11 protein-coding genes are annotated in these 12,966 nt (G+C 52.8%); 2 read left to right on the forward strand and 9 right to left on the reverse strand.

From position 1 onward, the window contains the following. Positions 1-3 precede the first annotated feature (3 nt). Entirely contained in the window at positions 4-486 is a 483-nt protein-coding gene (gene folA, locus BGL48_RS05320) for a type 3 dihydrofolate reductase (protein ID WP_069361679.1), read from the forward strand. Here folA and apaH read toward each other — a convergent pair. From apaH to lptD, 6 genes are read right to left on the reverse strand one after another with little or no spacing between them, the layout of a single operon-like run. Beyond that, positions 483-1,310, reverse strand: coding sequence for a bis(5'-nucleosyl)-tetraphosphatase (symmetrical) ApaH (apaH, locus tag BGL48_RS05325; RefSeq protein WP_069361680.1), 828 nt, complete (start codon positions 1,308-1,310; stop codon positions 483-485). The two genes, folA and apaH, sit on opposite strands and share 4 nt — an antisense overlap. Positions 1,311-1,327: 17 nt before the next feature. Next, positions 1,328-1,711, reverse strand: a complete 384-nt coding sequence (gene apaG / locus BGL48_RS05330) for a Co2+/Mg2+ efflux protein ApaG (RefSeq protein ID WP_069361681.1) — start codon at positions 1,709-1,711, stop codon at positions 1,328-1,330. Between the two features lie 14 nt (positions 1,712-1,725). Next, positions 1,726-2,532 carry a 16S rRNA (adenine(1518)-N(6)/adenine(1519)-N(6))-dimethyltransferase RsmA gene (gene rsmA / locus BGL48_RS05335; protein WP_069361682.1) on the reverse strand — a complete coding sequence of 269 codons (807 nt, stop codon included), beginning with the start codon at positions 2,530-2,532 and terminating at the stop codon, positions 1,726-1,728. After that, positions 2,522-3,514, reverse strand: a complete 993-nt coding sequence (gene pdxA, locus BGL48_RS05340; protein WP_069361683.1) for a 4-hydroxythreonine-4-phosphate dehydrogenase PdxA — start codon at positions 3,512-3,514, stop codon at positions 2,522-2,524. The genes rsmA and pdxA overlap by 11 nt, the downstream gene beginning before the upstream one ends. After that, a complete protein-coding gene (surA, locus tag BGL48_RS05345) occupies positions 3,504-4,799 on the reverse strand; it encodes a peptidylprolyl isomerase SurA (protein WP_069361684.1) in 1,296 nt (431 codons plus the stop codon). Before surA ends, pdxA begins: the two co-directional genes overlap by 11 nt. A 53-nt stretch (positions 4,800-4,852) precedes the next feature. Further along, positions 4,853-7,177 (reverse strand): LPS assembly protein LptD, encoded by a 2,325-nt coding sequence (lptD, locus tag BGL48_RS05350; RefSeq protein WP_069361685.1) that lies wholly within the window; start codon positions 7,175-7,177, stop codon positions 4,853-4,855. Positions 7,178-7,331: 154 nt separating this feature from the next. Here lptD and djlA point away from each other — a divergent pair, with 154 nt between their 5' ends. After that, entirely contained in the window at positions 7,332-8,153 is an 822-nt protein-coding gene (gene djlA / locus BGL48_RS05355) for a co-chaperone DjlA (protein WP_069361686.1), read from the forward strand. 12 nt (positions 8,154-8,165) lie between these two features. On the opposite strand, the gene BGL48_RS05360 is transcribed toward djlA, so the two are convergent. The 3 genes from BGL48_RS05360 to rapA all read right to left on the reverse strand — a co-directional run bounded on the left by BGL48_RS05360 (position 8,166) and on the right by rapA (position 12,897). Further along, positions 8,166-9,137, reverse strand: coding sequence for a D-2-hydroxyacid dehydrogenase (locus BGL48_RS05360; RefSeq protein WP_069361687.1), 972 nt, complete (start codon positions 9,135-9,137; stop codon positions 8,166-8,168). Between the two features lie 68 nt (positions 9,138-9,205). After that, positions 9,206-9,949, reverse strand: coding sequence for a bifunctional tRNA pseudouridine(32) synthase/23S rRNA pseudouridine(746) synthase RluA (gene rluA / locus BGL48_RS05365; protein ID WP_069361688.1), 744 nt, complete (start codon positions 9,947-9,949; stop codon positions 9,206-9,208). A gap of 38 nt (positions 9,950-9,987) precedes the next feature. Continuing rightward, on the reverse strand, positions 9,988-12,897 hold the full coding sequence (gene rapA / locus BGL48_RS05370; RefSeq protein WP_069361689.1) for an RNA polymerase-associated protein RapA: 2,910 nt from the start codon (positions 12,895-12,897) through the stop codon (positions 9,988-9,990). Positions 12,898-12,966: the final 69 nt, after the last annotated feature.

The following is a 12,966-nucleotide window of genomic DNA, read 5'->3' on the forward strand; positions in this document are numbered from 1 at the left end:
GTAATGCGCGTCAGTTTAGTGGCTGCGATGGCAAACGATCGAGTGATTGGCAAGAATAACCAAATGCCGTGGCATTTGCCGGCAGATTTAGCGTGGTTTAAACGTACTACTCTTGGTCATCCTGTGGTGATGGGGCGCAAAACCTTTGAGTCAATTGGTCGTCCGCTGCCCAAACGACCGAACATTGTGATCAGTCGCGACCCGGACTATCAGCCAGAGGGTGTCACTGTCGTGCGCTCGCCAGAACAAGCGCTTAAAACCGTGGCCGAGTATGAGGAGGTCATGGTGATTGGTGGCGGTACCATTTATCAGGCATTTTTGCCCCGTGCTGACCGCTTGTATCTTACCTTTATTGATCTTGACGTCGACGGCGATACCCGCTTCCCGCAGTGGGGAGAAGGGTGGAAGAAAACAGAGGTCGGCTCACATCCAGTGGATGATAAAAACGCCCACCCCATCACTTTTACTGTCTGGGATCGTGCCTAAGTAGCGCTATTTTCTGCCGCTAACGTAAAGCAGGCTTTATCTTCCCAACGAAGGAGCGTGAGCTTGCCGCCCCATACGCACCCAGTATCTAGCCCATAAAGCTTGGGCTGGATGGTGCCATTTAACGCCGCCCAATGGCCAAACACCACCGACTGATCAAGCGGCTGGCGCGCTGGCACCTCAAACCAAGGCAATAAACCGCTGTCAGCCGCTTGGCTAGGTGGCAGCTTGCATTGCATGTCCAGGCGACCATCTGGGAAACAAAAACGCATGCGGGTAAAGCTATTGATGATATAGCGATAACGGTCAAGGCCGCTCAGTGATGGATCCCACTGATCGGGGCTGTCGGCATACATGTTTTCCAGCAACCAGCGCTGCTCGTTACTGCGCAGTATCGCTTCTACCTCATTGGCACAGGTGACAGCGGTCTTTTTGTCCCACTGCGGGCTGATGCCTGCATGGGCCAGCAAAAAGCCACCGTCTGGCGCGGCGACATCCATCAGGAGCGGCTGCTGAGACAACCAGCCGAGGAGTTGCTCCCGATCTGGCGCATCAAGAATAGACTGAGTATTGTCTTTGCCTTTAATCGGTTTTATGCCATGGGCAACGGCCAGCAAGTGCAAGTCGTGGTTACCCAAGACGACGCGCGCCGCGTCCCCGAGCTGATAAAAGAAACGTAACACGTTGAGGGAGTCGGGGCCGCGTGCGACCAAATCCCCAACCGAGTACAAGATGTCTTTATCTGGGGAAAAATCGACCTGAGTGAGAAGCGCACGTAATGTGCGCTCACAACCATGGATATCCCCGACAAGATAGGTCGCCATATGCCTCCCTGTTGGGATTAGTGGAGAATGTTTGGCAGCGCGAGACGAAACGGTGCAATATCGACCTTAAACGACTGATCGTCTTGATCTTGCATGGTATAAAAACCTTGCATTACACCCACAGGCGTCTCGATGATGGTGCCACTGGTGTAGGTGTATTTTTCCCCCGCGGCAATCTTGGGTTGCTCGCCGACAACGCCTTCTCCTTCTATTTCTAGCTCTTTACCATTGGCATCGGTAATGAGCCATTTTCTGCGCATGAGTTGCGCAGGGGCATCGCCGCGGTTTTCAATGGTGACCGTGTATGAGAAGACAAAGCGCTCATTGTCAGGCTCAGATTGGTCTTCCACATATTGTGTCGCGACGTGAATCTCGAATTGCGATTGTTCGGTGGCTTGCAAATCAAGGCTCCTGTTTATGATGAGTGATTGGCATCTAACCAGTTGGCCAAGCTGGAGAACTGCGCCAAGGTCATGTGCTCAGGACGTAAGCTAGGGTCGATACCAAGCTCGGTCAATGTATCGACACTAACCAATGATTTAAAACAGTTACGTATGGTTTTACGGCGTTGATTAAAACCTTCACGACACACGCGCTCTAACCATGACAAATTGGTGACTGGATGTGGCAAGGTTTTGTGTGGCACTAAGCGCACAACCGCGGAGTCCACTTTCGGTGCCGGCTTAAAGGCACTCGGTGGCACCTCCAATACCGGGATCACTTGGCAGTAGTATTGTGCCATGACGGTAAGACGCCCGTAGGCTTTGGTGCCAGGACCAGCGGCGAGACGATTCACCACCTCTTTTTGCAACATAAAGTGCATATCTTGCACTTGGTCGGCAAAAGAGAACAAATGGAACATTAACGGCGTAGAGACATTGTATGGCAGGTTACCAAAAATCCGTAGCGGGCCTTGCTTGGCAAGCTCGGCAAAATCAAAGGCCATCGCATCGGCTTCATGCACCGTGAGTTTACGGCCCATGAAAGGATGACTGCGCAAGCGCGCGGCAAGATCCCGGTCAAGCTCTACCACGTTTAGGTGGTCGACCTGCTCTGTGACTGGCTCGGTGAGCGCGCCCAGGCCTGGGCCAATCTCGACTAAGTTCTCGCCGGATTGGGGGTTAATGGCTGATACAATGCCGTCAATGATGTAAGGATCATTGAGGAAGTTTTGCCCGAAACGTTTTCTGGCACGGTGGCCTTGATGGACTTTATCGCTCATGCTTGCTATCTACTAATTCAATGGCGTGGGAGATGGCCGTCCGCAGGCTTCCTGTATCCGCCGTACCGGTACCCGCTAAATCCAGTGCGGTACCATGATCTACTGATGTTCTGACAAAAGGCAGGCCCAAGGTAATATTCACTGAGCGCCCAAATCCTTTGAATTTTAACACAGGTAAGCCTTGGTCGTGATACATCGCCAGTACAGCATCGGCATCTTGCAGGTACTTTTCTTGGAAAAGCGTATCCGCGGGTAGGGGACCGACTAAATCCATCCCTTGTTGGCGTAAATCATCGAGGGCCGGTTCAATGGTGTCGATTTCCTCTGTGCCTAAACAGCCTCCCTCTCCGGCATGAGGATTCAGGCCGCAGACATAAATACGAGGGTGTGCAATCGCAAACTTCTCGCGTAAGTCTTGATGCAAAATGCCGATAACATCGTGCAAGCGCTCACGGGTGATGGCCTTGGAGACATAGGCCAAGGGAATGTGGGTGGTGACCAAGGCGACACGTAACCCTTCAGTGGCGAGCATCATCACCACTTGATTGACATTGGCGTGCTGGGCAAAAAACTCCGTATGGCCGCTAAAAGATACCCCTGCACGGTTGATGATCCCTTTGTGAACTGGGCCGGTGACAATCGCGGCAAACTCACCGCTCATGTTTCCTTCCGCGGCGCGAGTCAGGGTATCGAGCACATAGCGGCCGTTGGCTTCATCTAATTGACCAGGGGTCACCGCCGCACCAATCGGCGTCTCTGCGACGATAAGCTCGCCCGCCTGGTGTGCTTGCGGCTCAGTGCTGGGATCATAGTCTCGTAAGCTGATGGCCAGTCCTAATTGCTTGGCGCGCTCAGCCAGCATTTGCTTGTTCGCGACCGCGACAAGCTGATGAGGCCAGGCATGAAGCGCCATGGCCAAGACAAGATCAGGCCCGATGCCCGCAGGCTCTCCGGGCGTAATCGCGATACGCTCAGCTGTCATCGGTGATCACCTCGACGTAAGCCCCTGCGCGTAGCTCTTGCAGCCAGGCCTGCGCTTCTTCGTTGAACTTTCTATTGAATAGCATGCGGTAAGCGCGATTTTTCACAGCCGCATCGGTTTTATCCACTTCACGACGATCAGTGACTTCGACGATATGCCAGCCATGTACGGTTTTAAACGGTTCGCTGACTTGGCCTTCTGGCAGGGCATCAACTTTCGCCTTAAAGGCGGGTACATAGGCATCGGTGGTGGACCAACCTAGGTCGCCACCATTGACTGCCGAGCCTGGATCGTCGCTGTACTGCTTGGCGAGATCAGCAAAACTTTGCTCACCACGTCGGATTTGATCTGTTAATTGGTTGAGCTCTTTCTGCGCGCCTTTATCACTCAGCACGATCGATGGTTTGATCAGGATATGACGCGCTTTCACTTCGGTGACGGCGACAGTTTCTAGTCCTTGTACATCGTCAATTTTGAGAATATGGAAGCCAACCCCGCTTCTAAACGGCCCGATGATTGCCCCTTTACCTTGGTTGGTGATCTGGTCGGCGAAAATAGTCGGCATTTCCTCTCGGCGCAACCAGCCCCAATCACCGCCGTCTAGCGCTTTAGGGCCTTTGGAGTATTCCATCGCCAGCTCGGCGATATCACCGTCATGGCGCAGGGTATCAACGAGACGGTGAGCTTGTTTTTTTACGCTTTCACGCTCAGCTTTGCTGGCATCGTCGTCTAATTTGAGCTGAATATGCGAAAGTTTGTATTTTACCTTTTGCATCTTTTGCTCATTTAACTGGCTGGCAAGCGTTTCGACTTCTTGCGGTAAAATACTGATTCGGCGGCGTACTTGCGCGTTACGTGCTTCGGAAATGGTAAGTTCACGACGCACTTGTTCACGGTATTGTGCCCATGCGACACCTTGCTCGGCCATTTTTTCTCGCAGGGCTTGCACACTGACAGACTGCTCCTTAGCAATGTTTTCGATTGCTTGTTGCAATTGGCTATCGTCTATCTGGATCCCTAAACGTTTGGCCTCTTGCAGTTGTAGCTCCTCGATAACCAGCCGCTCACGCATTTGCTCTTCAAGCACATCTTGTGGCGGTAATTCGCGATCGCTGTTGGCGGCATTAAGGGTTACGGTGCGACGCATCGCCGCCATATCACTTTGTAATACCACGCCGTCATTGACCACTGCGATCACGCGATCCAGCTCTTGAGGTGCCGCTTGCGTTAAGGGGGTCAGCAACACTAAAACGCCAGTGATGAGGGCGTGACTCCATTTGTTCATGCTTTGTCCACTTCTTTTCATAGGTTCAACAGTCCAGACCACAATAAAGCGGGTTAGTTCTTCAGCGCAAAAGGATTGCGATAACCCAAGGCGTTGCCTGAGTCTGTGCTGAAGTTAAAGCCGCTATCAGCCCCTAGCCCTAGGAGGCTAAATGAGAGGGTGACGTTATTGTCGTATTCTGGGTCTGTATTAATATCAGAGCGTGAGAGTAAGTACTCGTTATAGCTCAAGCCGACCACCCAACAATCAGAGCGATAGGTCAGGCTAAACTGGTTTTCTAGCATCACGTCTTGAGTGAGATCGCGCCAGTATTGGCCTTTAAAACTGAGGCCTCCCCATAGCGGGAAGCCCGTGACCACCCCGGCTTGGGACAGGCCATCATCGGTGAGTGCGCTGATATCTCGGTTCGGCAAGGTAGACTCAATATATTCTTGTGCCACATAGCGATAACTGGTTTGTGCGTAGAATTGTTGGTGGCGATACTCGGCAATCGCGTTACCAAACTGCATTTCACTGAGGTTGCTGTCATATTGCATGGATGCCCGTAAAAACAGGTAGTCATCAATATTGGCTTCCCCTTCGAGCGCCCAAGACGAATAATCGAAGGTTTCTGCGTCTTGGTTGGAGGGCTGATCAAAGTAATAAATTTGCCCGAACGACAGGTTGAGTCGCTCTTTATAACCACCGTCGTAAAAACGGGTGGTCGCCCCGTAGGTTAGCTGATTAGCCGGGTTAATATAATCAATGCTGCTAAATTGATTGCCGCGGAATAGCCCATAGTAGTCGGTTTGTAAGCGTGCGGTATCGTAACCGCCGCCACTGAAGTTGACCGGGTTATAAATATCCCCTTGTTCCACGTCTTTGATGTACAAATATTGCACTTGAGGCTCAATGGTTTGGCTAAAGTGTCCCCCCATCGCCCAAAAGTTACGCTCTAGTACCACGCCGGAATGCAATCTTACGGTTGGGATTTTACGCTCCACCGATTTACTCAAGGTCGCTGTGGACTCGGCATCTGGCATGGCGTTGTCAAAGCGTTGATCGTAATGGGTGTAGAGCATGCTCGCTTCGGCCGTGGCATTAAACCAAGGACGCGTGAAGGGCATGGTCAAGGTCGGCGCCAGGTGCGTGCGCGTCGCTTCAGGTTTATTGGGGTCGTCATTAGCAAATACACTAAATTGTGCGGGGACGCTGATGTCCAACCATGGCATCACTTGCGGCGCATAGTAGTTAAAATCCACTTGCGGCATCAAACGATACACACTGGTGTTTTCTGTGAGCGGTTGAAAGTCCCGCACACGCACAGTGCTGTTCCAATCTAAGCCGCGGTAGCTGATTTCACCGGTTTGCAGCAAGGTATTGTCTTCTCGTTTACCCACGTCCGAGTCAATGTTTTGGAAGTAGGTAATGTCACTGACCTTGCTGTAATCGGCTTGATAGCGCCAGTGGCCCTGTACGCCGCTGTGTGTCCAGTTAAAGCCCCAGCGTGCGTCAAGGTCTGGGTTACGCTGGTCATCAGGCATATATTCTGAGTACAACGAGCCTGAGCCGAGTGGGGTAAGGTAACGAACATTGGTATTGAGTTGTACGCCGCGTTCCGACATATATTTGGGCGTGATCGTGGCGTCAAGTTGCGGATGGATATTCCAATAAAATGGCGTTTCCATCTCGATACCGTCGCGATCACTCCAAGAGACCGAGGGGTATAAAAAGCCCGTCAGTCGACCGTCTTCGACCGGCACCCGCAGGTATGGCAGATAAAAAACCGGCACATTCATCACCTCAAACCGTGGATGATAAAGGTCAGCAAACAGGCTGCTATCTTCTTTTTCTATCTTAGAAGCAGAAAAACGCCAGCTTTTGTCTTCGTCCGGGCAAGTGGTATAGGTGCCATCTTCCAGTTCGTAGAAGGTGGTACCGTTTTTAAATACCCGCTTAGCTTCCCCTCGCCCTGGCGTACATAGCATCTTGTACTGGGCATTATTGAGCGTGGTGTCTTCGTTTTCTAAATTGGCTTGTAAATAGTCCGACGTCACCATCATTTGGCCGTCATTGAACACCACATCTCCTTGTGCGGTGACGATCCGTTCTGGATCGCGCAAGGTCGCGGTATCCGCGGTCATTTTACGATGGCCTTGGGTCACCTCGACATTGCCGTTGTAGATGGCTTTTTCATTGGTTTGCGCTTCAGCGCGATCGGCCACCACGCGAATGGGTGCATTGTTCACATCTTGGGTTTGCTCACTCGCTGGAATACAGCGCGCCTCGCTATCGGGGCAAGGTTCGCTGGATGTTTCCGCATTCGCAAAAACAAGGGCTGGGCCATAAAGGGCCAGGCTAATCATGGTGGCTAAAAAGCTGCGTGCAGTCGGTGACATTGAAGAAGACATTCCTGTTTTATCTGATTGCGTGGTGTACACGAAGGCAACGCATCAGTATGCTTTGGCTGCAAAATGCGATTATCATAAATCAATTTACGCCCGGCATCACCTGTAAATGTTCAGGGTGTGAAACTAGCAATGAGACCATGGCATGCGACTAAATGGCAAGGTGATTGGTGCAATTCTCGGCACATTGTTGGGAGGCCCAATCGGTTTTCTTCTTGGCCTTTTCTTAGGTCATCAGTTTGATAAAGCGAAACAGCGCGCGCGTTTCGGCGGTTTTGGTGCCCAAGGCCCGCAAGCGCAACGTGTTTTTTTCCACGGTACCTTTGCGGTGATGGGGCATATCGCCAAAGCTAAAGGGCAAGTCACTCAGGACGAAATACGTCTCGCCAGCTTATTTATGGACCGAATGCAGCTGCAAGGTGAAGCCAGGCAGTTGGCCCAGCAGGCGTTCCGTGAGGGCAAAGACAGTGACTTTCCGCTTGATGAGACTCTCAGTAGTATTCGCACCTTAAGTCAGGGGCAGCGTGATTTGTCGCGTGTCTTTTTGGAAATGCAGATACAAGCGGCGTTTGCCGATGGCGAGCTGCATCCTAAAGAGCGGGAACTACTCTATGTGATTGCTGAGAAACTGGGCTTTTCGCCGCAGCAACTGGAGCAACGGTTACGGATGCAAGAAGCCGCGTTTCGCTTCAGCCAAGGTTATCAAGGCGGCTGGCAGCATCAAACCGATGGCCCGGGCGCACCACCACGGCAAAGTGAGATTGATGATGCCTATGATGTGCTAGGGGTTGATGCCAATGCATCCTCTCAAGAAGTGAAAAAAGCGTATCGCAAGCTGATGAATGAGCACCATCCCGACAAATTGATGGCAAAAGGCTTGCCACCAGAAATGATGGAACTGGCCAAAGAAAAAGCGCAAGAGATCCAACAAGCCTACGATGTGGTGAAAAAAGCCCGCGATATGTAGCGGGCTTGTGCGCTATTCAATCAGAGTGTGTTGCGGCGAGCCGCTTAAAAAACCATCAATATTATCCATCAGTTGGTTGGCGAGACGGTTAACCGCTTCATCTGCGCCCCATGCGATATGGGGGGTGACCAGCAGGTTGGGCAATGATGCGGCGATCAGCGGGTGAGTATCAGGGGCCGGCTCTTTACTCAGCACATCCAATCCAGCACCGCCAATTTGTCCGCTTTCCAGTGCTTGTAGCAGTGCGGCCTCGTTGACTAAGCCGCCACGTCCGGTGTTGATCAATATGGCATGCGCTGGCATCAGCGCCAGCGTGTCTTGGTCGATAAGATGACGGGTGTTATCGGTGAGTGGGCAATGTAAGGAGAGCACATCGGCTTGGCGTAACACGTGTTCGAAAGGCAGATAGCCAGGCCGGCATGCCTGCGCCCCTCGGTGCTCAGCAAAAACCACCTTCATGCCGACGGCGCGCGCCAGTTGTGCGACGGCCTCACCTAATGCGCCTTTGCCAATGATCCCCAATGTACTGCCGGCCACACTGCCAATAGGATGAGTGAAAAAGCAAAACTGTCCTTGCTTTTGCCATTCACCGTTTTGTACGTCCTGGTGGTATCCGAGCAGTTGTCGCTTAAGGGCAAAAATCATGGCGACGACATGCTCAGGTACCGACTGAGTGGCGTAACCTTGTACGTTGCACACCTGTACCCTACGGGCTTGGCAGGCGGCTAAGTCGACATTGTTTACCCCAGTGGCAGCCACCGCAATCAGTTTGAGGTTAGGACAGGCGGCAAGCACCGTCTCATCGATCACCACTTTGTTGGTTATGGCGATATCAGCGTGTTGTAAGCGCGCGATCACATCGCTGGGTTGCGTTTCACCGTAGGCTTGCCAGTGATGTGGATGCTGGGGCGTGGGCAGGACAATATGCGCTGGGATAGTGTTGCGGTCGAGAAAGATGATATTGACGGGGTCGTGCTGAGCCATGTTGATCTCCGAGTCTCAATCCATGGCTCTAGGGTGCGAGATATCGCGATGTTGTGCAATGGTTTCAGCTAGCTGGCCTGTGAATCCGTCGTTGTGCTCGCAAGTGGTACGGCCAATTGATACTCATTGGCCAAGCGGTTATTGGGCATCTGGGGATAAAAATCACAGGGAGCTTGGAAATGCATGGTTTCTCCGGTCGCTGGATGCAAAAGGCTAAGCTCGGCAGCATGAAGATGCAGTCGATGGGTATAGGCGAGCGCGTCTGGGCAAGCATAAAACTCATCGCCGACAATGCTATGCCCCAAAGACTGCATGTGGACACGAAGCTGGTGAGAGCGCCCAGTCAGTGGGTACAAAGCCATCAAACTGGTCTGGGAGAAGGTGTGTAAGCAGCGATAGTGCGTTTGCGAGGGCTTACCATGCTCAAAACACACTTTTTGGCGCGGGCGGTTGGGCCAGTCACAAATTAACGGCAAGTCGATAATGCCTTCATGGCTTTCTGGTTGTCCCCATACTTCCGCATAATACAACTTGGTGGGGATGCGGTCGCGAAACTGCGCTTTAAGATTGCGTTCTGCTTCCTTATGGGCAGCAAAGGCCATCACGCCTGAGGTGGACATGTCTAAGCGGTGAACCAGCTCGGCGGAGGGAAATTCGGCTTTCACCCGCGACCATGCGCTGTCGTAATGCTCGGGATTGCGACCAGGATTGGCCAGCAAGCCACTGGGTTTATTGATCACCACCAGATCCGTGTCTTGATAGAGGATATCTAACCAAGGATCCGTCGGTGGATGGTATTCAGTCATTGCCATAGGGTTATCGGGGCCATCAGGCCCCGTCTCACTTTGGTTTATTGGTGGCTAACCACAACAAGGCGCAGCGCATCAAGCTCAATTTGAGCGTGCTGAATATGGTGCGACAAGGTGCTTATCTGCTCGCGTAATGCGTCTAGCTCATCATCACGAATATTCGGATTGACCGTTTTGAGTGCTTCTAAACGCGCTAAGGCTTGTTGGAGCTCGGTTTCCATTTCTTGGTGCGCCCGGGTTTGGATCTCGCCGAGGGCTTTCTCTGCCAGTGGTTCGCTTTTCTCAATCAGGTTGTGGATCTGGCTTTGTACCGAGTTAACCATTTTACTGCCGAGGTGGCGATTTACCGGACTGAGCTGGCGATGGAAGCTTTCGAACTCGACATTGGTGGACAGATCATTGCCGTTGGCATCAAGCAGCAATCGCACGGGCGTTTGCGGTAAAAAGCGGTGGATACCGCTCGATTTCGGCGCCTGGGCGTCAATGGTGTAGATAAGCTCGACAAACAGCGTGCCTACCGGCAGTGACTTGTTTTTGAGCAGTGATACCGCGGTAGTGCCGATGTTTTCGCTCAGCAGCAAATCAATGCCGCCTCGAACAATCGGGTGCTCCCAAGATACAAACTGAACATCTTCGCGACTCAATGCGGTATCGCGGTCAAAGGTAATGGTGCAGCCATCGGCAGGCAGTCCTGGATAGCTGGGTACCATCATGTGTTCAGACGGTTTGACCACCAAGGCATTCTCGCCTTTGTCATCTTGGTTAACTCCGATGGTATCAAACAGCCCCAAGGTGAAAGTGACCAAGTTAGTGTCGCCATCCTGCTCGGCAATGGTGTTTGCCAGTTGGTTAGCGGCTTCCCCACCGTGAGAGTGCATTTCGAGGAGCTTATCTCGGCCTTCTTCCATTTCTGCTTTTAAGCGCTGATTCATTACTGCACTGTCACTGATCAGCGCCGACAGCGCGTCATCCTGTTGATTGGCCGCGAGCAGCGTTAACAAGGTCTCGCCATATTGCTCAAACACCGCGCGGCCGGTGGGGCAGGTATCTTCAAACGCGTCTAAGCCTTCGTGATACCAGCGCGCTAAAATGGTCTGAGCGGTGCCTTCAAGATACGGGACATGAATGGCAATATCTTGCGTCTGGCCAATACGGTCAAGACGGCCGATACGCTGCTCAAGTAAATCGGGGTTCATCGGTAAGTCGAACATCACTAGCTGATGGGCGAATTGGAAGTTGCGCCCCTCCGATCCAATTTCCGAGCAGATCAAGACCTGCGCGCCCCCCTCTTCTTGGGCAAAGTAAGCCGCGGCTTTGTCACGCTCAACAATCGACATCCCTTCATGGAATACAGTCCCGCGAATACCTTCGCGCTCACGCAGCGCTTGCTCTAGGGTCAGTGCGGTTTGCGCCCGCGAGCAAATAATCAGCACCTTCTCGCTGCGGTGGGCTTTTAGGTAATCCAACAGCCAATCAATACGTGGATCAAAGCCCCACCAGCTCGCGCTATCCCCTTCAAACTGTTGATAGATATCTTCTGGGTATAGGTTTTGCACTGCCTTTTGTTCGCTTGATCCGGTGCTGCCCATCATGCCGGCGACCCGCATGGCGGTTTGGTATTGACTGGGTAGCGCCAGTGGCTGCATATGCAGGCGGCGGCTGGGGAAGCCGCTAATGGCCGCTCGGGTGTTACGGAACAAGACGCGTCCAGTGCCGTGGCGATCCATCAGATCATCAATCAGCTGTTGGCGCGCCTGGGCGTTTTCTTCTGCGTCGTCACTGTGCACTTGGGCCAAACGTGCTGACAGGTCTTCGTGTTGCAATAGCTGACGTATCCCAGCTTGTGCCGCGTCGGTCAGTGGCGTATCGTCCAGCAGCGCTTCCACCGCCTCAGCCACGGGCGCGTATTGTTGGGCTTCTTCAACAAAGGCGTCGTAATCATAGAAGCGATCGGGGTCGAGCAGGCGCAAGCGGGCAAAATGGCTTTGCTGGCCCAATTGCTCTGGTGTCGCGGTGAGCAGCAATACGCCAGGGGTGTGCTCAGCGATGCTTTCAATAATTTGATATTCGCGGCTCGGCGCATCGGGTGCCCAAGTGAGGTGATGGGCTTCGTCGACCACCAATAAATCCCAATGGGTATCACACACTTGTTCCACCCGGCGGCGGTTTTTGCGCAGAAACTCCAGTGAGCACAACACCAATTGTTGGGTATCAAAGGGGTTGGGGGCGTCGGCGAAAGCCTCCACACAGCGCTCTTCATCGAAAATCGAGAAATGCAGATTAAAGCGGCGCATCATCTCCACCAGCCACTGATGCTGTAAGGTTTCGGGCACCACAATCAGTACACGTTCCGCGCGACCCGCTAGCACTTGCTGGTGGATGATCATCCCTGCCTCAATGGTTTTCCCCAACCCCACTTCATCGGCGAGCAGTACGCGCGGTGCATGACGACGACCGACTTCATGGGCAATGTAAAGCTGATGGGGGATCAGGCCAGCACGCATGCCGGTTAAACCGCGTAATGGGCTGCGCAGTTGCTGGTGCTGATTGGTCAGCGCGCGATAACGCAGGGCAAAACGGTCCATACGATCGAGCTGGCCAGCAAACAGTTTGTCTTGCGGCTTGTTGAAGCGAATTTGGTGGCTGAGTAAGATCTCACGCAGTGCGACCTCATCTTCCCCTGTGTCGGTACGCTGGCCGTAATAGGTCAACACCCCATCGTTTTCTTCAATGCGCGAGACGGTCATGGTCCAGCCCTCGTGACTTTCTACCTCATCGCCGGGGTTGAACATCACCCGGGTCACGGGCGCATCATGGCTGGCGTACAGCCGTGTTTCATCACTAGCAGGAAACATTAGGGTCACGGTACGGCCATCAACGGACACCACGGTGCCGAGTCCAAGATCATGCTCCGTATCACTGATCCAACGTTGTCCAAGCGCAAATGACATAAGGGAAAACCTCTGAATTAACTCGATTGTCGAAAGACGCGGCGCCGTTGACGACGGCACCGTTTAAAT

The sequence above is a fragment of the Salinivibrio sp. SS3 genome, from assembly GCF_001722105.1.
In the GTDB taxonomy this organism is placed as follows: Bacteria; Pseudomonadota; Gammaproteobacteria; order Enterobacterales; family Vibrionaceae; genus Salinivibrio; species Salinivibrio kushneri.